Annotated in this window: 21 protein-coding genes; 8 read left to right on the forward strand and 13 right to left on the reverse strand. The window is 72.6% G+C overall.

Annotated features, from left to right (window positions below):
- Positions 1–24: 24 nt before the first annotated feature.
- Positions 25–192 carry a hypothetical protein gene (locus FBZ33_RS22345; protein WP_185755378.1) on the reverse strand — a complete coding sequence of 56 codons (168 nt, stop codon included), beginning with the start codon at positions 190–192 and terminating at the stop codon, positions 25–27.
- 73 nt (positions 193–265) lie between these two features.
- On the opposite strand from FBZ33_RS22345, the gene FBZ33_RS22350 reads away from it, so the two are divergent.
- A complete protein-coding gene (locus FBZ33_RS22350; RefSeq protein ID WP_141910560.1) occupies positions 266–940 on the forward strand; it encodes an NADPH-dependent F420 reductase in 675 nt (224 codons plus the stop codon).
- Positions 941–966: 26 nt separating this feature from the next.
- Here FBZ33_RS22350 and FBZ33_RS22355 read toward each other — a convergent pair whose 3' ends face one another.
- Positions 967–2,568, reverse strand: coding sequence for a glycosyltransferase 87 family protein (locus tag FBZ33_RS22355; protein ID WP_141910561.1), 1,602 nt, complete (start codon positions 2,566–2,568; stop codon positions 967–969).
- Between the two features lie 116 nt (positions 2,569–2,684).
- On the opposite strand from FBZ33_RS22355, the gene FBZ33_RS22360 reads away from it, so the two are divergent.
- From FBZ33_RS22360 to FBZ33_RS22370, 3 genes are all read left to right on the forward strand, one after another.
- Entirely contained in the window at positions 2,685–3,356 is a 672-nt protein-coding gene (locus FBZ33_RS22360) for a class I SAM-dependent methyltransferase (RefSeq protein WP_141910562.1), read from the forward strand.
- Between the two features lie 279 nt (positions 3,357–3,635).
- Positions 3,636–4,505 (forward strand): DUF4397 domain-containing protein, encoded by an 870-nt coding sequence (locus tag FBZ33_RS22365; RefSeq protein WP_141910563.1) that lies wholly within the window; start codon positions 3,636–3,638, stop codon positions 4,503–4,505.
- A complete protein-coding gene (locus FBZ33_RS22370) occupies positions 4,502–5,146 on the forward strand; it encodes a class F sortase (RefSeq protein ID WP_255509011.1) in 645 nt (214 codons plus the stop codon). Before FBZ33_RS22365 ends, FBZ33_RS22370 begins: the two co-directional genes overlap by 4 nt.
- 111 nt (positions 5,147–5,257) lie before the next feature.
- Here FBZ33_RS22370 and FBZ33_RS22375 read toward each other — a convergent pair whose 3' ends face one another.
- The 5 genes from FBZ33_RS22375 to FBZ33_RS22395 form a co-directional block, all read right to left on the reverse strand.
- Positions 5,258–5,608, reverse strand: a complete 351-nt coding sequence (locus tag FBZ33_RS22375) for a DUF2203 domain-containing protein (protein WP_088949422.1) — start codon at positions 5,606–5,608, stop codon at positions 5,258–5,260.
- 46 nt (positions 5,609–5,654) lie between these two features.
- Entirely contained in the window at positions 5,655–6,473 is an 819-nt protein-coding gene (gene proC, locus FBZ33_RS22380) for a pyrroline-5-carboxylate reductase (protein ID WP_088949423.1), read from the reverse strand.
- Between the two features lie 114 nt (positions 6,474–6,587).
- Positions 6,588–7,616: a 6-phosphofructokinase gene (locus FBZ33_RS22385; protein ID WP_088949424.1), complete on the reverse strand. Its 1,029-nt coding sequence runs from the start codon at positions 7,614–7,616 to the stop codon at positions 6,588–6,590.
- A gap of 158 nt (positions 7,617–7,774) precedes the next feature.
- A complete protein-coding gene (locus FBZ33_RS22390; RefSeq protein WP_141910564.1) occupies positions 7,775–8,278 on the reverse strand; it encodes a pyridoxamine 5'-phosphate oxidase family protein in 504 nt (167 codons plus the stop codon).
- Between the two features lie 78 nt (positions 8,279–8,356).
- Positions 8,357–8,854: a polyadenylate-specific 3'-exoribonuclease AS gene (locus FBZ33_RS22395; RefSeq protein ID WP_088949426.1), complete on the reverse strand. Its 498-nt coding sequence runs from the start codon at positions 8,852–8,854 to the stop codon at positions 8,357–8,359.
- A 285-nt stretch (positions 8,855–9,139) separates the two neighbouring features.
- Here FBZ33_RS22395 and FBZ33_RS22400 point away from each other — a divergent pair, with 285 nt between their 5' ends.
- Positions 9,140–9,832 (forward strand): Crp/Fnr family transcriptional regulator, encoded by a 693-nt coding sequence (locus tag FBZ33_RS22400; protein WP_007463121.1) that lies wholly within the window; start codon positions 9,140–9,142, stop codon positions 9,830–9,832.
- A 72-nt stretch (positions 9,833–9,904) separates the two neighbouring features.
- Here the strand turns inward: FBZ33_RS22400 and FBZ33_RS22405 are convergent, their stop codons facing one another.
- Positions 9,905–10,102: a hypothetical protein gene (locus FBZ33_RS22405; protein ID WP_088949427.1), complete on the reverse strand. Its 198-nt coding sequence runs from the start codon at positions 10,100–10,102 to the stop codon at positions 9,905–9,907.
- Positions 10,103–10,168: 66 nt separating this feature from the next.
- Here FBZ33_RS22405 and FBZ33_RS22410 point away from each other — a divergent pair, with 66 nt between their 5' ends.
- From FBZ33_RS22410 to FBZ33_RS22420, 3 genes are all read left to right on the forward strand, one after another.
- Positions 10,169–13,792, forward strand: coding sequence for an adenylate/guanylate cyclase domain-containing protein (locus tag FBZ33_RS22410; RefSeq protein ID WP_370453036.1), 3,624 nt, complete (start codon positions 10,169–10,171; stop codon positions 13,790–13,792).
- Positions 13,793–14,055: 263 nt separating this feature from the next.
- Positions 14,056–14,910 carry a DUF308 domain-containing protein gene (locus FBZ33_RS22415; protein WP_141910565.1) on the forward strand — a complete coding sequence of 285 codons (855 nt, stop codon included), beginning with the start codon at positions 14,056–14,058 and terminating at the stop codon, positions 14,908–14,910.
- Positions 14,911–15,068: 158 nt separating this feature from the next.
- Positions 15,069–16,568 (forward strand): trehalose-6-phosphate synthase, encoded by a 1,500-nt coding sequence (locus FBZ33_RS22420; protein ID WP_255509012.1) that lies wholly within the window; start codon positions 15,069–15,071, stop codon positions 16,566–16,568.
- A 31-nt stretch (positions 16,569–16,599) separates the two neighbouring features.
- Here the strand turns inward: FBZ33_RS22420 and FBZ33_RS22425 are convergent, their stop codons facing one another.
- From FBZ33_RS22425 to FBZ33_RS22445, 5 genes are all read right to left on the reverse strand, one after another.
- Positions 16,600–17,397: an alpha/beta hydrolase gene (locus tag FBZ33_RS22425; protein WP_141912873.1), complete on the reverse strand. Its 798-nt coding sequence runs from the start codon at positions 17,395–17,397 to the stop codon at positions 16,600–16,602.
- Between the two features lie 48 nt (positions 17,398–17,445).
- Positions 17,446–18,852 carry an NAD(P)/FAD-dependent oxidoreductase gene (locus tag FBZ33_RS22430; RefSeq protein WP_141910567.1) on the reverse strand — a complete coding sequence of 469 codons (1,407 nt, stop codon included), beginning with the start codon at positions 18,850–18,852 and terminating at the stop codon, positions 17,446–17,448.
- A 116-nt stretch (positions 18,853–18,968) separates the two neighbouring features.
- Positions 18,969–19,661: an endonuclease/exonuclease/phosphatase family protein gene (locus tag FBZ33_RS22435; protein WP_088949432.1), complete on the reverse strand. Its 693-nt coding sequence runs from the start codon at positions 19,659–19,661 to the stop codon at positions 18,969–18,971.
- Between the two features lie 11 nt (positions 19,662–19,672).
- Entirely contained in the window at positions 19,673–20,620 is a 948-nt protein-coding gene (locus FBZ33_RS22440; RefSeq protein WP_141910568.1) for an ROK family glucokinase, read from the reverse strand.
- Between the two features lie 76 nt (positions 20,621–20,696).
- On the reverse strand, positions 20,697–21,401 hold the full coding sequence (locus FBZ33_RS22445) for a hypothetical protein (protein WP_141910569.1): 705 nt from the start codon (positions 21,399–21,401) through the stop codon (positions 20,697–20,699).
- Positions 21,402–21,416: the final 15 nt, after the last annotated feature.

Consider the following 21,416-nt stretch of genomic DNA (forward strand, 5'->3'; position numbering starts at 1 on the left):
CGGTTTCCGACGCAAACCTCTTGATCAACACCTGAGTGCGGCGCGACGGTCCAGGTCACCGGAGAGTGGCACGTCACCGGAGCGCCGGTCAGCGACGAGCGTGAGCAGTACGTTGTGCAGGACGGGCTCGCGGCGCAGCCAGGCACCCGCCGTGACGGCGAAGGTCGCGAGGTCCTCGACGAGACAGCGCATGCCCGGCAGTCTGCGCAGCCGATCGACACCGGGCAACCGGAATGCCTCGCGGGTGGACGGAGTTGGATCAAACATGACAACTGTGGGACTGATCGGCAGTGGCAACATCGGCGGCACCCTGGCCCGGCTGGCGGTGGACGCCGGCTACGACGTGGTGCTGAGCAACTCGCGGGGCCCCGAGACGCTGAAGGACCTCGTCGACGAGCTGGGCGAGCACGCCAGCGCCGGCACGGCACAGGACGCGGCTCAGGTCGGCGACCTGGTGGTGGTCACCGTGCCGCTGAAGGCGTACCGCGCCGTGCCCGTCGAGCCGCTGGCCGGCAAGGTCGTCATCGACACCAACAACTACTACCCGCAGCGCGACGGGAACTTCCCGGAGCTGGACTCCGGCGAGATCACCAGCAGCGAACTGCTCCAGCAGCACCTGCCGGAGGCCCGGGTGGTGAAGGTCTTTAACAACATCTTCTTCAAGCACCTGGCCGCGCTGCCCCGGCCGGCCGGCGCGGCCGACCGCAGCGCCCTCGCCATCGCCGGCGACGACGCCGCCGCGAAGGCCGAGGTGACGGCCTTCCTGGACCGGATCGGCTACGACACGGTGGACGCCGGATCGCTGGCCGAGGGGTGGCGCTTCCAGCCGGACACCCCGGCCTACGGAAGCATCTACTCCGCCGACCCGACCGACTGGGAGCACCCGGCCCCGAGCGACGCCGAGAAGCTGCGCGCCGCACTGGCCGCCGCGACCCGCTGAGCTACGCCGCCGCCCTCCCCGATCACCTACCGGGTGGTCGTACGGAGGGCGGCGGCGAGTTCCTCGTCGTAGCTGGCGATCGGCTGACCGTCCGAGGCGTACGCGACGAGCCGCCCCTGCGCCATGTTCGCCGAGCGGAACGAGAACGTCCGGCTACCCGGGTACGCGTCGAGCAGCGGGATGGCCCGGGGCGCCCCGCCGGGCGCGGAGAAATATTCCAGGCGTGTCACCTGCGGGGAGACCACGCCGTTGACCCGAACCTTGGTCTTCTCGGCGCGGGTGCCGAAGGTGACCGGCGCGTCGGTGCCGTAAGCGGCGCACTCGACCGGGCCACGGCACACGAAGAAGTATCGCGGGTTGGCCACGTCGTCGAGGGCGTACGCCTTGAAGGTGGGGTCCGCCCCGGCGGGCAGCGGCTGCACGGCGAAGAACGCGACCGCCACCGTGGCCGTGACACCCACCCGCAACCAGCCTCGCCCGCCGGCAGGCCGGCGAGCCGATCGGGTGGCGGCGACCGCGACACCGCCGAAGCCGACCAGGCACAGCAGGCACACCCCGATCGCGCGGGCGTTCTCGAAGAGGAACTGCACGCCCGGCCGTGCCGACACCGGGCTGAGGACCGCACCCAACGAGACGACCATCGCGGCGAGCAGCGCCACGCCGGCGGCGCGCTGGGCGACGCCGGACGCGCCGATCAGCAGCATCGCGGCGAGCACCGGCCACACCTGGTGGTGGGTCCAGGACACCGGGGACGCGGCGACGGTCGCGCAGCCGACCAGCACGGCAGCGTGCCCCGGCCGGCCCTCCACCGTCAACTGCCGGGCCCGCAGCAGCGCCGCCGCGCACATGAGCGCCGCCAGACCGGCCCAGAGCAGGGGCAGTGTCGCCTCGTCGACGCCGACGCGCAGCAACATCCCGTGCACTGACTGATTGCCCAGCGAGGCGAGGTTGCCGATCCGCGAGGTCTGCCGCACGGCCTCGGTCCAGTACGTCCAGCTCTCCCCCGGCAACACCACCGCAGCGAGTGCCGCGCAGGCCAGGAAGGTCGCCACCGCGCGCCCGGCGTCGCGATAGCGGCCCGTGGCGAGGAAGTAGACCACGAACAGCAGCGGCGTCAGCTTGATCGCCGCGGCGACCCCCACCAACATCCCGCGCAGCCGGGGCGGGACGACGCCCATCCCGTCGAGCAGGGCCATCAGCACGATGAAGATGCTGACCTGACCGAAGCGCAGATTGCTCTGCACCGGCGCGGACAGCATCAGCACCGTGGCGGCCACCGCCACCACGAGCGGTCGCCGGGACTGCCGGGTGGTCAGCGCGACACCGACAGCACCGGCGACGGCGACGACCGCCGCGCACGTCGCCACCAGCCAGATCCCCTGGAGTACGCCCTCACTCACGGCGGTGATCGGACCCAGCACGAGTGCCGCGAACGGCGGGTACGTGAATGGCCCACCGTTGGCCGCCTTGAACTCGTACAGCGGGCGACCGGCGTGCAGATCGGACAGTGCGCCGTAGTAGATGTGCAGGTCCGAGAGGCGGTCATCGCGGCGCAGCACGAGCGCGCAGGACACCAGCGCGACGACGACGAAGGCCGTCCACACCAGCGCCACCCGGCGATCCCGCATCGATCGAGGATAAGGGAGCACGCCCGTCCGCGGCGGCCCGTAATGACAGGCGCCGGCACGTCTGCCCGCGGAAGAACGGGCACGGCGTGACCGGCCGCGATTCCTAGCATCGAGGGATGGGAACGACGAGCACACCGGCGTACGACGCCCACGCGGACTGGTACGAGGGCTTCATGTCGGACGGGGGTGACTATCTCCGCCGGGTGCACGCCACAGTGGAGGACCTGCTCGGCCCAGGCGAGGGTGTCTGCCTCGACATCTGCTGCGGCACCGGTGCGCACGCGACCGTACCCGCCGGTCTGGGTTGGACGCCGATGGGCGTGGACCTGTCCGGAGGGCAGTTGCGGCACGCGAGCGGGCGGTTGCCGGTGACCCGGGGCGACGCGACCGCCCTGCCGTTCGTCAAGGCGTCGCTGCCAGCCGCAATGTGCGTGCTGGCCAGCACCGACATGCCCGACTACCCGGCCATGCTGCGCGAGGTCGCCCGCGTGCTGCGCCCCGGCGGTCGCTTCGTGCACGTGGGCGTGCACCCGTGCTTCGTGGGCGCGTTCGCCGACTGGGGTCGGCATCCGAGCGTCGTCGTCGACGAGCGATACGCCGACCGGTCGCGCAGCTTCGACAGTTGGAACACCAGCGGCGTCCGGATACGGCTCGGCGCCTGGCACCTCCCTCTGGCCGACCTGGTCAACGCGACAGTGGCAGCAGGTCTCCGGCTGCTCCGGGTCGCCGAGGCAGGCCCAGGAGGAGTCCCCGACCTGTTGGGCCTCCTCGCTGTCCGAGAGGGGTGACGACACGTCGCCCGCCCCGCGCGCCCACGTCGACGAGCCAAGATCCGCGCAGGTTCGGGGAAGTTGCTGCCTCAGCACGGAACGAGGCAGCAGTTTCGCCGAAGTTGCGCGGATCGTGCGAGGGGGTGCGGGGCGAGGGGGGTGCGGGCGGGGGCGGCGGCGGGACAGCGACGGGGACACGGCGAGAAACACCTCGTCGCAACTTGCGTTGCAGTCCCGCGCACGGGACCCTGTTCTCTGGGTTGCCGCCCGCTCACCGAAAGTGCTTCCGGAGGCGACATGTACACGCTCCGTACCCTTCCCCGCCGGCTGTTGGCCGGCTCCGGCGCGCTCCTGATCACCACCGCTCTCGCTGCCACCGGCGTCCCGGTTCCGGCCGGTGCCGCGACCGACACGGGCACCGTCGGCTACGTCCGGCTGGCCCACCTCTCCCCCGACACCCCGGCCGTCGACGTCTACCTGGCCGCGCCGGACTCCACGAAACCCCGGGTCTTCCCCGGGGTCGGCTACGGCGTGGTCTCCGACTACCTGGAACTCGCACCCGGGCGGTACGCGGTGGCGATGCGCGAGGCCGGCGCCCCCGCCAGCGATCCCCCGGTGCTCACCACCGAAGTCGCGGTGGCCAGCGGCGACGCGTACACGGTGGCCGGTGTCGGCCGACACGCGGACCTGGGGCTGCGGGTCCTCAACGACGACCTCAGCGCCCCCACGCAGGGCCGCGCCAAGGTGCGCGTCGTGCAGGCCTCCGTGCGTACCCCGGTGCTGGATGTGGCCGCCGCCGACGGGCCGATGATCGCCGACGGTGTGCAGTTCGCGACCACGACCGCATACCAGCAGGTCGACCCGGGCAGTTGGCGCCTGCGGCTGACGGGTGCCGGTGGGCCGAGCACCGACGCCGAGGTGCGGCTCGTCGGCGGGGCGGTCTACTCACTGCTGGTGCTCGACGCGAAGCAGGGCGGGCTGACCGCCGAGCTGCGGCGCGACGCCGAGGGCGGCACCGTCGTTCCCGCCGGCGGGGTGGACACCGGCGCTGGCGGCACCGCCAGGACCGGCCTCGGGGCGTACCCCCTGGTGGCCGGCGGGTTGGCCGCGGCGGCCGTCGCGGTGGTCCTGCTGATGTGGCGCCGGCGGCGGCGCACCACCTGGTGACCACCGGGCCCGACCCGTCGATCCGGCGGCACCGCGACCGCCGGGTGCCGCTGGTCGGGCTGGTCGCGGCCGGCGCGGCGGTCTGCCTGGCCGCCGGCACCGGGGTCGGGCTCGCCACCACCGGCCCGGCGCCCCCGGCCGCGACCTGGCACCCCGGCTGCACCGACGACTGCCCGTCGGTGGCCGCCGCGCCCACGGCACAGGGTCCACCCACGCGGGTACGCGTACCGCGCATCGGCGTCGACTCCACGCTCACGGTGCTGGGCCTCGACAGCAGCGGTGCACTGGTCCCGCCAACCGACTTCGACACCGCCGGCTGGTACGGCGGCGGCCCGGCCCCCGGCGACACCGGTCCCGCCGTACTCGCCGGCCACCTGGACTCGCGGCGCGGCCCGGCGGTCTTCGCCCGGCTCGACGAACTGCGGCCCGGCGACCGGGTCGACGTGTGGCGCGGCGGGCAACGGCTGTCGTTCCGGGTGACCGGGTCGATCCGTGCGCGCAAGGACCAGTTCCCGACCGCCGCGGTCTACGGGCCGACGCCCGGCGCGGAGCTGCGGCTGGTCACCTGCGGAGGTGACTTCGACCGGCGCAGCAGGCACTACCGGGACAACATCGTGGTTTTCGCGGTGACCGAAGCTTGATCGACTCGGGTTCAAGGAGATCGGGGTGTCCACCCCACCCGGACACCCCGACTTTCATTGATCCCGAGTCGATCAAGCATGAGGCTGGGCGGGGCGGGCTGGTGGGGTGGGTCAGAGGGGGCGGCGGCCGGCGAAGCCGCACTCGGCCCGGTGGTACCAGCGCACGTCGGAGTCGCCCTCCAGCCAGCACCAGAGCACGGCGCGGCCGGCGCGCTCGCCGGGGAAGTCGAGCAGCACCGGAGCGATGCCCTTGACCTGGATGTCGTGCTGGTGCAGCTCGTCGACGACGGCGTGCAGCCGGGCCTCCAGCCCCTTGACCTCGGCCAGCCCGCCGAGCGCGCTGACGCCGTGGTCGGCCAGGTCGGCGCGCAGCTCGGCCAGGTCGGCCCGGACCCGGATCAGCTCGTTGACGCGCGGCTGGAGGGTGGCCACCAGGTGCCGGGCCTGGGCAAGTGTGAACACCGCGCCAGTATGCGGCACGCCCGGCTTCCGGACGGGCCCGGAATGCTCAGTCGGCCTGTGCCGCCAGCTCGCGGGCACGATCGCGGGCAGCTTCCAGTGCGGCGAGCATCGCGGCGCGTACGCCGTGCTTCTCCAACTCGCGGATCGCGGAGATGGTGGTGCCGGCCGGTGAGGTGACCGCCTCGCGCAGCTTGACCGGGTGCTCGCCCGAGTCACGCAGCATCACCGCGGAACCGATCGCGGTCTGCACGATCAGCTCGTGGGCGACCTGCCGGGGCAGGCCGAGCAGGATGCCGGCGTCGATCATGGCCTCGACCAGGAGGTAGAAGTAGGCCGGGCCGGAGCCGGAGAGCGCGGTGACCGCGTCCTGCTGCGACTCGGGCACCCGGATCGTCTGGCCGAGGGGCTTGAACATCTCCTCGGCCAACGCCAGGTGTGCCCCGGTCGCGTACGCGCCGGCCGAGATCGCGGTCATCGCCTCGTCGACCAGGGCCGGGGTGTTGGTCATCACCCGGACCACCGGGGTGCCGTCGGGCAACCGGCGGTTGAAGAAGCTGGTGGGCAGGCCGGCGCAGAGCGAGATGACGAGCTTGTCGGCCGGCACCTTGGGGCCGATCTCGTCGAGCAGCGCGGCGGCGTCCTGGGGCTTCACCGAGACCGCCAGCACCGCTGCCTCGTCCACCGCCGTGAGGTTGTCCACGACCCGTACGCCGTAGCGGGCGGTCAGCTCCTCGGCGCGGGCCGGTCTGCGGGCGGTTGCCAGCAGCCGGTCCACCGGCCATCCCGAGCGCAGCAGCCCGGAGAGCATCAGCTCACCGATCTTGCCCGCGCCGATCACCGCGACCGTGTGCACCCCGGCTGACATCTCGGCCGTACCCCTCTCGCGTCGGGTCGCGGCACGGCGGACCCGCAGGTCTGCCGCGCCGCATCGGGTCGCGGCGCAACGGACCCGCAGGCCCGCCGCGCCGCCTACCGTCGATCAGCTGCCGAAGAACACCTCAGCCTCGGCGTACCGCTCCAGCGGCACGGTCTTCAGCTCGCGGGTGGCCTCCGCGAGGGGCACCCGGACGATGTCGGTGCTCTGCATCGCGACCATCTTGCCCCAGTCGCCGTCGTTGACCGCGTCGATGGCCTGCAGGCCCAGGCGGGTGGCGAGCACCCGGTCGAAGGCGGTCGGGGTGCCGCCGCGCTGGATGTGGCCCAGCACCACGGTGCGGGCCTCCTTGCCGGTCTTGGCCTCCAGCTGCTCAGCGAGCCACTGGCCGATGCCGCCGAGGCGGACGTGACCGAACGAGTCCAGTTCCTGGTTGGCGAGGACCATCTGGCCGTCCAGCGGCTGGGCGCCCTCGGCGACGACCACGATGGGGGCGTACTGGTGCTGGAAGCGCTTCTCGACGTAGCCGGCCACCTGCTCGACGTCGAACTGCCGCTCGGGCAGCAGGATCACGTTGGCGCCGCCGGCCAGACCGGCGTGCAGGGCGATCCAGCCGGCGTGCCGGCCCATCACCTCGACGACCAGGGTGCGGTGGTGGCTCTCCGCGGTGGTGTGCAGGCGGTCGATGGCCTCCATCGCGATGTTGACAGCGGTGTCGAAGCCGAAGGTGTAGTCGGTGGCGCCGAGGTCGTTGTCGATGGTCTTCGGCACGCCGACCACGTGCACGCCCAGCTCGTAGAGCTTGGTGGCCACGCCGAGGGTGTCCTCGCCGCCGATCGCGATGAGCGCGTCCACGCCCTGGGCGGCGAGGTTGTCCTTGATCCGCTCGACGCCGTTCTCGATCTTGAACGGGTTGGTCCGGGACGAGCCGAGGATGGTGCCGCCGCGGGGCAGGATGCCGCGGACGTCAGCGATGTCCAGGGGGCGGGACAGACCCTCCAGGGGGCCCTTCCAGCCGTCCCGGAAGCCCACGAACTCGTGACCGTACGTGGCGACACCCTTGCGGACCACCGCCCGGATGACCGCGTTGAGACCTGGGCAGTCGCCGCCGCCGGTGAGCACGCCGATACGCATGATCCGTCATCCTCCTGGAGCATCAGGTAAAGCCCGATATGCCCCAGGGTATGTGTCAGGTCAGACCATCGGCGCCGTTGCCGGCCCGGGGCGGGCCGTCACTGCGAACTGTAGTCGGCGTGCCGGTGCGACGACAGCGCGCCCCGGGGCGACGCGGCTCAGAAGGTCACCTCGTGGTTCTCCCCGGCGTTCGGCGGCTGACCGGTGACCGCCGCCTTCGCGTAGCCGAAGAGATTGACCACGGTGCTGCTCGGCGAGTCCCAGTACTCGGCCGAGCTGGCGTGCACCTTGATCAACGTGAGACCGGGGGTCTCCAGCTCGTCGGGAAACCACGCCTTGAGCAGCGGGTTCCACAGCTGCTCGGCCCGGGCCCGGTCGAACCCCTCGGTGGCGGTCCCGGAGATCGACACCCAGGCGTTGTGCTTCTGGTCGGAGAAGGCGATGTTGACCTCCGGGTTCACCCGGATCTGACGGATCTTGGCCGAGTCGGCGTCGGCGAAGAACCAGAGTTCGCCGTCGAACTCGGCCTCCTGGAGCCCCATCGGCCGGCTCACCTGTCGCCCGTCCAGGGCGATCGTGGTGAGCATGCAGATCCGTGCGGCCCGGGCCAGCTCGGTGACCCGGGCGCGGGCCTCGACGGCGTTGGTCGGCTCGTTGCTCATGGCACTCTCCTCCGCTTCGGTTCGACGAACCGATGCCCGGGACAGAACCGGTCAAACCTACGACGGTACGACCGGCGTTCAGCGGGTCGTCATCGCCCGCCAGCGGGCCAGATTGTGCCGGGCGTCGACGAGAGCGTCATGCCGGGCCGCGTCCGCCTCGGGCAGGGCCGGCCGACCACGGTCGTCCCAGAGCTGCCGCAACTCCTTGGTGTAGCGGGGGATCTCCCGGGGCAGCGCCGGCATCGCACCCCAGAGCTGCGCGAGCACCACATGGTCGTACGCGGCGAACCAGGCCCACAGCTCCAACTGCTCGCCCGGCCGGTCCCGAATCGGTTCGACCAGGAAGTCGTACAGGTCATCGCGGATGCGCTCGCGCGACCGCCAGGCCCGGTCCGCCGGGGAGGGCAGCTTGTCCAGCACGTTGCGCCGGACCCAGGGCACGGCGCGGGAGTCGTCGAACTCGGTGGAGACCGCGTAGAACTCGCGGCCGTACTCGTCGACGACACCGATCGAGACGAGGTCGACGGTGGTGCCGTCCTCGATGAACTCGCAGTCGTAGAAGTAGCGGTAGACCATTCCGGCCATCCTCGCCCACCGCCGCGGGGCCGCGTCCGGCGGGGGTCCGCACCGGCGCTGGCGGTCACGCGGGCGCCGAGGCCGGACCGGCAGCTCCAAAACGGGTACGCCGCAGCTCGCGACGGTCACGGAAGTGCTTTGAGGGGTGTACAGCAAGCGACCGGACCGTCATGATCTGATGTGTACCGCTACCGGACGCCGAATCGGTGTCAGTTCACCTTGTCAGGGCCATCAGGTTCACCCGGTGAGCGAGTTTGTGGTCCATGACCGGGGAGGGGTTGGGCCGTGGAGATGCGCCTGCCGGAGCCGGGTGACGCGCTCACGGGTGTCGAGATGTTCGCCGGGTTGGAGCCTGAGGTACGGCAGCGTGTCATCGCCGCCGCCGTCCCACGCACCTACCGCAAAGGCCAACTGCTCTTCGTGGAGAACGACCCCGGCGAATCACTGATCGTGCTGCGCCGCGGCGCGGTGGCCGTCTTTCGGACCGCGCCCACCGGCGAGCGGGCCGTGTTGTCGGTCATCCGACCACCGGACGTGCTCGGCGAGGTTTCCCTGCTCGACGCGTCCACCCGGTCCGCCTCGGCGGAGGCCATTGAGGACTGCGCCGCGCTGGCGCTCTCCCGAGGCGCGTTCATGGAGCTGGTGCACTCCAACCCTCGCATCCTCGACGCGGTGATGCGCTCGCTGGGCGGGCTGATCCGCCGGCTCACCGAGCAGAACGCCGACCACGTCTTCCTCGACCTGCCCGGTCGGGTGGCCAAGACGCTGGTCCGGTTGGCCGGCGAGAGCCAGGCACCGATGATCACGATCGAGCTCAACCAGAGTCAGCTGGCCGAGATGGCCGGCGGTTCCCGGCAGAGCGTCAACCAGGCGATCGGCTCGTTCGCCAGCCGCGGCTGGCTGCGTACGGAGGGCCGCCGGATCGTGGTGACCGATGTGGCCGCGTTGCGCCGCCGCGCCGGCATGAACGACCGCTGACACCTCACGAGCAGCACGAAACGGCCGGGTCACCCGTGGGAGACCCGGCCGTTCGGCGTCATCGGCGTGGGGTCACACCCCGGAGCTGCCCGGCCCGGCCCACTTGTCCGGGCCCTTGCCGTCGCCACCCGGGCCGTGGGACTGCTCGCTGACGATCCCCTCGGCCTGCAGCGTGGCGAGCGTGGCGGCGTCGACGTCCACCGAGTCGCCTGCGGAGTGGCTGACCCCGTTGCCATCGGTCCAGTCGCTCTCCAGCTTGACGTACACCATTGACCTGTCCCCCTCTGGTCCCTGATCGATATCTGGCCGCCTGAATCTAGTCGGTCAGCACCCTCGGTGACTGTCCACAAGCCAACAGGCCGGTACCTGACAGCGGCCGACGGGGGCGATAATCCCGGTCAGGGGACGCGCCATCGGCGTCGACCCGTTGACCTCTGGGGGGATGTCATTGCCACGCAGTGTGGACGCTGTGGACGCACGGCCGCCGACGGGGACCGCTTCTGCGGCGGCTGCGGCGCCGAGCTGGGCGCGGTGTGCCCGCACTGCCTGCGACCCCTCGCCTCGGACGTCACGTTCTGCACGTCCTGCGGGTCGCCCCGACCGGGCGCGGACCGACCGGCCGTGGTCACCCCGCAGGAGGACCGCCGCCGGGTGAGCGTCCTCTTCGTGGACCTGATCGACTTCACGCCGTACGTCGAGCGCGCCGACCCGGAGCAGGTCCGTGGGATGCAGACCGGGTTCTTCTCCGCCGCCCGTCGGGTGGTCGGCCAGTACGGCGGGGTGGTGGAGAAGTACATCGGGGACGCGGTGATGGCGCTCTTCGGTGCCCCGATCGCCACCGAGACCGACGCGCTGCGCTGCGTGCGGGCCGGTCTGGAGCTGCAACGGGTGCTCACCCGGTTCGCGCCGACCGGCAGCACCGAGTTGCGGTTCCGGGTCGGGGTGGCCACCGGCGAGGCGCTTGTCGACGTGGCCGCCGCGCGCGACGGCGGGCAGGCCATCGTGGCCGGCGACGTGGTCAACACCGCCTCCCGGATGCAGTCGGTCGCGCCACCCGGAGGGGTGCTGGTCTGCGGCACCACCCACGCGCTCACCAAGGACGCGATCCGCTACGAGGAGCAGCCCCCGGTCACCCTGCGCGGGCGGTCGTCACCGACCGAGGTGTGGCTCGCCCTCTCCCCGCTGCGTCGCCAACCCACCGACCGGGAACCGGACACCACACCGCTGGTCGACCGGGAACACGAGCTGGGGATGCTCGTCAACGCCCTGCACCGGTCGCTGCGCGACCGGCGACCGCAGGTGGTCACCATCTTCGGCCGAGCCGGCATCGGCAAGAGCCGCCTGCTGCGGGAGCTCTACCGGCACACCGGCCGGCTGGTCGACGAGCCGCTGACCTGGCGCACCGGGCGCTGCCCGCCGTTCGGTGAGAACGTCACCTTCGCCGCGCTCGCCGACATCGTGAAGTCCGAGGCCGGCATCCTCGACACCGACCCGGCGGCCAGCGCCGCGCAGCGGTTGGCCGCCGCCGTGGGCGAGCTGATCGGCCCGGGCGAACGGGACCGGGTGGTGGACGCGCTGCGCCCGCTGGTCGGGCTGCCCGGCACGCCGCTGCCGGCCGAGGAGGCGGAGTCGGCGTGGCGTCGCTTCCTGCTGGCGCTGGCCACCCGGCGTCCCACAGTGCTGGTCTTCGAGGACCTGCACTGGGCCGACGACGCGATGCTGCGTTTCGTGGAGCTGCTCGGGGCCGCGGCCCGCGACGTGCCGCTGCTGCTGCTCTGCACCGCCCGCCCGGAGCTGGTCGACCGGGACCCGAGCTGGGCCGGGACGATCACCGGCTCGGTGACCATCACCCTGCCGCCACTGCGCGACACCGGCATCGCCGCCCTGTACGCGCACCTGTTCGGCCAGGCGGCCTTCTCCGCCGACATGCTGACCCCGCTGATCGAGGTGGCCGGCGGCAACCCGCTCTACGCACACGAGTACGTCCGGATGCTGATCGAGCAGGGGGCGCTGCGTCAGTCGGGGCGGGGGTGGTCGCTGGACAAGCAGCTTGAGCTGACCATGCCGGAGAGCGTGCACGCGGTGATCGCCAACCGGGTGGACCTGCTGGACGCCAACGACCGCGCGGTGCTGTTGGCCGCATCGGTGGTCGGGGTGCAGTTCTGGCCCGGCGCGGTCGCCGCCGCGCTCGGGCAGCAGGTCGAGTCGGTCGAGCGTTCGCTGCGCCGACTCGAACAGCGCGACTTCGTGCACGAGCAGGCCGCGTCGACGATGGCCGGGCAGGCGGAGTTCCGGTTCCGCCATGTGCTGGTCCGGGACGTCTGCTACCAGCGGTTGCCGCGCACCGAGCGGGTGGCCCGGCACGAGCGGGCCGCCGACTGGCTCGACGCGCTGTCGCACTCCCGCGACACGGACCTGGCCGAGGTGCTCGCCCACCACCGCTGGGCGGCGCACGAGATCGCCCGCTCGCTGGGCATGCAGGTGCGGCGCTACGCCGGGCCGGCGCGGCAGGCGCTGCACCGGGCGGCCCGCCGGGCGTACGCGCTGCACGGGTTGGACGCGGCGGCCAGCCACGCGGGCCGGGCACTCGGCCTGGCCGACGACAGCGACCCGGTGGGCCGACTCCAGTTGGAGCTGCTGAGCACGGAGATCTCGTTCTACCGGGACGGCAACGCGTTCCTCTCCGGCGGCGGCGCGGAGCAGGTGCACACCCTCGCCGACCGGCTGCTGTCGCACGGCGACAACGCCTGTGCCGCCCGGGCGTGGACGCTGCTCGGCCAGGCCGCCTGGCTGCGGGCCGACCGCAGCGACGCGTTGGCCTGCCTGGACCGTGCGGTGCAGTTGTTCGAGCCACTACCGGACACCCCGCAGAAGGCGGACGCGTACGCCGAGGTGGGCCGGCTGCACATGCTCAACTACGAGCGGGACCCGGCCGTCGCGGCGGCGGACACGGCGGCGGAGATCGCCGAGCGGTTGGGCCTGACCGAGACCCGCACCAACGCCCGGATCACCGCGGCCACCGCCCGCTACCAGTCCGGGGACCGGGTCGGGCTGGACGAGCTGCACGCGATCGTCGAGTTCGCCCGCGCCGGTCAACTGCTGGCGCTGCCCCGGGCCACCCAGAACCTCGCCTGGGCGATCCGGGAGGAGGGCGACTGGCTGCGGTCCGACGCCCTGCTCTCGGCCGCGCCGGCGCGGACCGCCAGCGGTCAGACCCTGACGACCAGCTATTCGGCGGAGGCGATGCGCGCCTGGTTCGACGGCGACTTCGGCCGGCTCCTCGCGGCGGCGGAGGCATTCGTGGACACGCCCACCGGGAGTTGGGACATGCAGGTGCGCGGGTTGCGCTGCTGTCTGCTGGTGCTGCGCGACGACGAGGATCCGGACGACCTGACCGACGCGTTGGACACCGCGCGGCGCAGCGGGTTCCACCGGCTGCTCTGGACGATGCTGAGCATGGCCGCGTTGTGTCGGGCGTTGCAGGGGCGCGACGACGAAGCGGCGAAGCTGATCGAGGAGCTGGACGGACGCTGGTCGGTGGTGCCGGCCCTGGCCAGCGGCGAGTGGATCGCCGCTGCCGCGTACGCCGCAGCCCTCAGCGGTCGGGACGCGGCGGTGCGGGTCCGCACGATGCTGGGCCGGGTCGGGCACCGCACGCCCTGGTCGGAGGCGGCCCTGCGGACCGTGACGGCGGCCCTGGCCGCGGCGGACGGTGACCACCGACGCTCCGCCGAGCTGCACCTGGCCGCCGCCGAGACCTACGGGCGGATCCCCGACGTCAGCGACCGGCTGTTGGCGCTCGCGCTCGCGGCGGCGGAGCTGACCCGCGCCGGCGATCCGGCGGGCGCACGGACGATCCGCGCGGAGGTACGTACCTTCGCGTTGCGCAACGACGCTCCCGGCCTGCTCGCCCTGGCCGGTCGGCCGATCAGCCCGACCGGGCCAGCGGTGGCGTGCTGAGCCACGGACAGAGGATCACGTACGTCACCGTCGACCACCGCACGCACCACCCGAATCGCCATCGGAACAGATCGCACTTGTCGCGCAAGAACGGACAAAGGAGCCCTGCCGTGACCTGCGGCAGCAGCCGTGACTTTGGAAGACGCGACACAACGCACTCCCGGAACCAGGCCCTGACGTGTCACGATTCAGAGCACGGCGTGCGGACGGGCGTCGAGGGGCGAAGTGGCCGCGCCGGAAGGCGCGTTAAGGGGGATGTCCGGGTGTCAGCGGGTGGGGCCCGCCGGGGACGGCGGGACAACGGGCTCGACGCGAACGAGTACGCCGTCGTCGGCGACGTCGATCCGCGCGTCGGTGAGCACCTGCTCGACGTGCTGGCCGCTGGCGGGATCGCCGCCTACCTGCAGCCCTCCGCCGACCTCAACCCGGTCACCCGCACGACCACCGTTCCGGCCCGGCCGGTCGACCGGCTCTACGTCGACCGTTCGCACCTGACCACCGCACGGGACTACCTGACCCAGCTCGCCGACGAGACCACTCCGGAGCAGCCGCCAGCCCGCGACGAACCGGACATCGACGCCGAGTGGGCGCGGATCGTCGCCGGCTTCCACACCACCCCGACGACCGACGAGCACCCGTGGCCGGCCTCGGAGAACGTGGACGAACGGGACGCCCGCGACGAGTCGGCCGCCGGCCCGCTGCCCCGCTCCGGAGCCGACGAGCCGGGTCCGACCGCCACCGACGTGCGCCGGCTGCCGTCCGCGACCGACATCTCGGGGATCTCGGTGGGGCGCGGCACCCGGCCGGACGAGCCGTCACTCCTGGACGGGCTGGACACCTTCGGCGCCGATCTGCCCGACGACGAGGACGACGACGAGGGTTACCACCCGCCCCCGCCGCCGCCGCTCCCCCGGTTCAGCAAGTACGCGGTGATCGGCGTGCTCGGGGTGGTCGTCGGGTTCATGCTCTTCCTCTTCCCCTGGCTGCTTCCGATCGACAGGTCGGCGGTCACCCTGTTCGGGTTCACCGGCATCCTGGCCGGTTTCGTCACGCTGATCTGGCGGCTTCGCCCCGGCGACGAGGACGAGGACGACCCGGACAACGGCGCCGTCGTCTGACCTCCGGCCCGCATCCCGGGACAGCACCGGCCCGCCGACGCCGTAACAGTGGTGTAACTTACTGTCAGTAGGAATACCGCTGTACGTCACTTCCCCCGCTGACTGACCGGTTTTCCCTTGCTCGCGGCGGTCAGTCTCTGCTGATCGGAATGCCCGAGATGCGACAGAGTTCCCTCGTGGTGGTGGCCAACCGCCTCCCCATCGACGACAGTCAGGCCCCGGACGGGGCCTGCGAGTGGCGACGCAGTCCCGGTGGGCTGGTCAGCGCGCTGCACCCACTTCTGCGGCACACCCCGGCGACCTGGGTCGGCTGGGCCGGCGGCACCGGCCCGGCCCCCGCGCTGCCGGACGTGGACGGCGTCCGGATGCACACCGTCGCGCTCACCCCGGAAGACCTGCGCGACCACTACGAAGGGTTCGCCAACGCCACCCTCTGGCCGCTCTACCACGACGCCGTGGAGCAGCCACAGCATCACCGTCGCTGGTGGGAGGCTTACCAGCGGGTCAACCAGCGCTTCGCCGAGGCGACCGCCGAGGTGGCGGGGCCGGGCGGGGTGGTCTGGGTGCAGGATTACCACCTGCAGCTGGTCCCCGGCATGCTCCGCGCGCTCCGCCCCGACCTGCGCATCGGGTTCTTCCTGCACGTGCCGTTCCCACCGCCGGAGCTGTTCATGCAGCTGCCCCGCCGAGCCGAGTTGCTGCGCGGCATGCTCGGCGCCGACCTGGTCGGCTTTCAGCGCGTGCAGGCGGCGCACAACTTCGCCCAGCTCGTGACCAGGGTGCTGGAGTTGCCGGCCACCGACCGCCGGATCGGCATCGACGACCGGGTCGTCCGCATCGGCGCGTTCCCGGTCTCCATCGACACCGCCGAGATGGGCGCGCTCGCCGCCCGCCCCGAGGTGGCCGCCCGGGCCCGCCGGCTCCGGCAGGATCTCGGCGACCCGCGGCAGGTCATCCTCAGCGTGGACCGGATGGACTACACCAAGGGCATCGAGCAGCGCCTCAAGGCATACAGCGAACTGCTCGCCACCGGCGACGTCAAGGTCCGCGACACGGTGCTGGTGCAAGTCGCGATGCCGAGCCGGGAACGCGTCGGCCAATACCAGATCCTGCGTGAGCGCATCGAGCGCGAGGTGGGCCGGATCAACGGCGAGTTCGGCCGGGTCGGCGAGCCGGCGATCCACTACCTCACCCAGCCCTTCGACCGGGCCGAGCTGGCCGCGCTCTACCGGGTCGCCGACGTGATGGCGGTGACCCCGCTGCGCGACGGGATGAACCTGGTCGCCAAGGAGTACGTGGCCGCCCGCGTGGACGACACCGGGGCCCTGCTGCTCAGCGAGTTCGCCGGCACCGCCGCGGAGCTGTCCCAGGCGTACCTGGTCAACCCGCACGACCTGGAAGGGCTCAAGCAGGGCCTCCGCGCGGCGCTGCGGGCCAGCCCGGCCGACGTCACCCAACGGATGCGGGCCATGCGCGCCCACCTGCACGAGCACGACATCCGGGCGTGGGCCCGCTCCTACCTCCGGGCCCTGGACGAGGGCGGCGCCCTGGTCGGTCGCCTGTCCAGCACCGACACCAACCCCGACGGCGTGGCTCTGGTGCCGCGACCCGCCACCGCCCCGACCGCCAGCCCGGCCACCCACCAGGCCGGCGGCTGACCGACGGGGCCGCAGCGGCGCGCCCGAAGGCTCAGTGTGCCGCCGCGGGCTCCTTCTCCAGCCAGTCCAGGATCGCGTCGATCGGCTCCGCCCACCGCGCGTCGAGCATCAGGTCGTGGCCCATCCCGGGGAAGAGCAGCGGGGCCGAACCGTACCGGCGGGCCACCCGGGTCAACGTCGACGCCGGCACCACCCGGTCGTCCGGGCTGCCCAGCACCAGCACCGGAGGCGAGCCCACGGCCGGCTCGGCCTCCGGCTCGCCCAGCAGCGCCCACTGCGCCCGGCGGCCCGCCCGACCGAGACGTCCGACGTGCCGTCGGGCCTCCTCGTCGGACAACTCACGGCTGAACAACTGAGCGCGGTTGAGCCGCAGCGGCCCGCCGAACACCGCCGGCAGCGTGCCCGCCGGGTTCCGGCGCAGCGCCGCACCCAGCACTCCCCAACCGCCGAAGACGGGTGCCACCAGCACCGCGCCCCGCGCCGGGTAGCGGGCCAACGCGTGCGCCACCACCAGGGCCCCGGCGCCGTGCCCCACCAGCACCGCCTGCCGCGGCAGGCTCGCAGCCACCTGGACCACATCATGGGCGTACGCCCGCAGCGTCGCGTCCGGCGCCGGCTCGCTGCCACCGTGCCCCCGCAGGCTCACCGCGTACGCCGGGAAGCCCCGCGACGCGGCGTGACCCAACCAGTGCTCGGCGAACGCCCACGCGCCGTGCCCGAACCCGGGTACGAAGAGCAGCGGCGACCGCCCCTGCTCCAGCTCGGGAAGGGCGCTGAGCACCTCCCGCCGCGCCGACCGGACCGGGCGCGACCACTCCCGGCCTCGCATGATCCGCAGCTCAGTCACTGGTCTGCCTTTCGTCCGCGACCGGGGATCTCACTTGGCCTCCAGGTCGTGCAGGGCGCGCTGGATGGCGCGCAGGTAGTCGGCGTGACCGACCTCGAACCAGTGCCGGCTGCTCTCCTTGACCTGCCCGGAGTAGCGCTCACCGGCACGCTCACGCACCCGAGACGCGAACGCGGCGGCCCGCTCCGGCCGGTCCCGGCGAGCCCGCAGCAGGCGGGCGAAGAGCACCGTCTGCCAGTGCGACAGGGTGAACAACCCGGAGTCCGGCTGCAACAGGCCGGCGACCGCCAGCGTCGGGTGCCCCGGGGTGAACGCGTTGAGCCACAGCGTGGGCCGACCCGCGCCGGCGCTGTCACCGAACACCGAGGCGTCGAGGAACTCGAAGCGCGGCAGGTAGCCGGTGGCGAAGATGACCACCTCGGGGTCGATCTGGCGGCCGTCGGCCAGCTCCACCGCGTACGGGTGGAACCGTGCGATGTCCGGCACCGGGCCGATCGCGCCGTGGCCCACGTAGTAGACGAGCTGGCTGTTCGCGATGGGGTGCGTCTCGTACACCCGGTGGTCGGGTTTGGGCAGGCCGAAGCGGGTCAGGTCGCCGACGGTCAGGCGCAGCGTCCAGTGGTAGAGCCACTGCCGCACCCGCAGCGGCACGCGCAGCGCCAGCAGGGTGTCGTTCACCTGGTCGGCGGGGCGGCCGAGCACGTACTTCGGCGCGTACCAGTAGCCGCGCCGGGTGGAGTGCCAGCAGCGCGACGCCTGCTGGGCGGCCTCGACGGCGATGTCGCAGCCGGTGTTGCCGGCGCCGACCACCAGCACCCGCTTGCCGCGCAGCTGCGCCGGGTCCTTGTAGGACGAGGCGTGCATGATCTCGCCGCGGAACTCCTCCAGCCCTTCGTAGCGGGGCAGCTTCGGCGACCAGTTGTGACCGTTGGCGATCACCACGGCGGCGTACCGGGAGGTGCGCTCCGGGCCGTACCCGCCGGTGGAGCGGGTGGTGACGTCCCACCGGTCCCCCTCGGCGGGCTCGACCCGGATCACCTCGGTGCCGAACCAGATGTGCGAACGCAGGTCGAAGTGGTCGGCGTAGCGCTCGAAGTACGACAGCAGCTGACTGTGGTGCGGGTAGTCCGGCCAGGAGTCCGGCATCGGGAAGTCGGGGAACTGGGTGAACGGCTTCGACGACAGCAGGTGGGTGCTGGCGTACACCGGGCTGCGGTCGTGTCGCCAGTTCCAGGCGCCGCCGACGCCGGTCTCCCGCTCGTAGCAGTCGACGCCGAAGTCGTGCTCGCGCAGGTTCTTGATGGCAGTCAGGCCGCTGGCCCCGGCCCCGATGACGCAGACCGTGTCGCCCCGGTCGGAGACCGGGCGACCGTCGCTGCTCAGCGCGGACGGGATCGCTTCGGGGTCGGGCCGGCCGTGGTCGGTGGAGGTGGACACCGAAACATCTCCTTTTGGTACGGCAGGCGTGCCGGTCGCCGCGAAATCCTCTCCACAACGGGGCCGGATGTCCAGCCCTGACGCGGAAGCGTCGACTGTCGAACCGGCCTCGGGGGTCAGTCGGCGTCGGGCAGCAGCAGGTCGACCAGGACCGGGAAGTGGTCGCTGGCCCGGCGGGTCTGCGGGGTGTCCACCACGTCGTAGTCGACCACGGTGATCCGCGGGTCGACGAAGAGCGCGTCGATGCGTCGGCGCGGCTCGGCGCAGGAGTAGGTGAGCCGGTCCGCCCGGTCGGCCGCCACCGCGGCGTCGGTCAACCCGCGCGACACGGTCGCCCACGCCGGCCCGTCCGGGCCCTCGTTGAGGTCCGCGCCGGCGAGCACCGGGCTGGTCGCCTCGTCCAACCCACGCTTGAACTCGGCGGCCTGGGTCGGACGCTCACCCGGGTCGGTGGACAGGTGCGAGCCGGCGAGGGTGAAGCGGGCGTCGCCGACCCGGCATTCGGCGTACGCGGCGCCGCGCAGGTGCCGGCCGGGGGTCAGCGGGAAGCGCTGGCACCGGGTGGCCCGCACCTGGACCCGGAGGCTGGTCAACAGCAGGTTGCCCAGCGCAGGCAGGCCGCCGGCAGCCACCACCAGGCCGAACGACTCGGCCAGCGTGGCGGACTTCTGTCGCCACCGGAACCGGCGCGGCCCCTCCTGCACGATCACCACGTCCGGCCGCGCGGCCCGGACCACGGCCGCCAGCGCGGCGGTGTCGTCGCGCTGGCTGTGGATGTTGTACGACACGACCCGCAGCGGTACGCCCATCGCGGACCGCCTCAGATCCGGCGGGCCAGGTCGGCGGCACCGATGACGCCGGCGCTGTTGCCCAGCTCCGCCGGCAGCACCTCGGCCACCGGCAGGCGACCACGCTGGGCGAGCGCGTCGAGGTACGAACGGCGGGTCGGGCCGAGCAGCAGGTCACCGGCGTCGATCACACCGCCACCGACCACCAGGGTCTGCGGGTCGAGGATCTGCGCCATGTCGGCGAGGCTGGTGCCCAGCCACCGGCCGATCTGGGCGAACGCCTCGGCGGAGATCAGGTCACCGCCCTGCGCTGCGGCGGTCACCATCGGGCCGGTGATCGCCTCGGCCTCGCCACCGGCCAGTTCGAGCAGCGCGGTGGCCCGGTTGGGCTCCTGGCGGGCGCCGGCCCGGGCGAAGCGTACGAGGGCGCTGCCGCTGGCGTACTGCTCGATGCAGCCCAGCCGGCCGCAGCCGCACTGGTGCCCGTCCGGAACGGCCAGCATGTGGCCCAGCTCCGCGGCGATGCCGTGCGCGCCGCGCATCAGCTCGCCGCCGAGGACGATGCCGCCGCCGACGCCGGTGCCGATGGTGAACATGATCATGGAGTCGTCGGCGTCGCGGGCGGCGCCGTACCGGAACTCGGCCCAGGCGGCCACGTTTCCGTCGTTCTCCACGATCACCGGCAGACCGATGGCCTTGCTGACGTACTCACGCAGCGGTTCGTCGCGCCAGGCCAGGTTGGGGGCGAAGAGCACTGTCGAACGGCTGGCGTCGATCCAGCCGGCCGCGCCGATGCCCACGGCCTCGATCGTCCGCCCGGCTGCCAGCTCACCGACCAGCTCGATGATGACGTCGCGGGTCTTGCCGACGTCATCGGCGGGAGTGTCCCGTCGGGCCTGCACGAGGACCGTGCCGGTGTCGTCCACGACACCGCCAGCCACCTTCGTGCCACCGACGTCGACTCCGATGGTCAGCGTCACCGCTGCCGCCCCCTCTGCTGTGCCGTCCGGCCCGTGTCCCGGCGGCATGCCGGTCCGGGTCGGAAATGTCCCGCGCTCAGGCGCCGTCGCCCGATGCTTCCGCGTCGGTGTCGTCGGGCACCCGCGAGGCGGGCACCACGGGACGGGTGGTCGGTGCCGGTACGGTCGCCGACCCGGCCTCGTCGACGGGTGGTGCGGCGGCCGGGGCGAGTGGGTCCGCCGTCCGGGTGGCGACCGACCAGACATCCCGCTCCGGCGCCGGCTGAGAATCATGCCCGGTGCGGGTGGCATCGCGCCACACGTGGTTGTCACCGGCCGTGGCGGGCGGCTCGTCCGGGGCCGGCTGCGGGAGCACATCGTCGGTGCTCGCGGCCGGTGCCGGCGCGGTCCGGGTGGGTTGCTCGAATGGTGGCTCGGAGGGGTTCGTCGAGGGCGGCTCCGCCGGGGAGAACGCGCGGAGCAGGCTGGCGACGCCCGCCGCCAGGTCTCCGGCGCCGGTCGCGAGACGTTCGGCGAATTCCGGACTCGGGTCACGCAACGCGGCGATGCCCCGACAGACCGGGCAGACGCAGCATTCGGCCGATCCGGTGGCGAAAACACCTCCGGGGCCCGGACGCCCGTCCGGGCCGGCACTGTGACCGAGGACACCGGCCAGCACCCCGCCCAGCGAGCCGAACGCGCCGCCCGCCGAGCCTGCGGAGGCCAGTCGCGCCCCCGCCAGCAGTGTGGCGACCAGCCGCTCCGCCTCTTCCCGGGCCGAACCCGGATCCGTTCCGCCCACCCTCGGCTCCTCTAC

Origin of the sequence: Micromonospora sp. A202 (genome assembly GCF_006715105.1) — a bacterium.
In the GTDB taxonomy this organism is placed as follows: domain Bacteria; phylum Actinomycetota; class Actinomycetes; order Mycobacteriales; family Micromonosporaceae; genus Micromonospora; species Micromonospora zamorensis.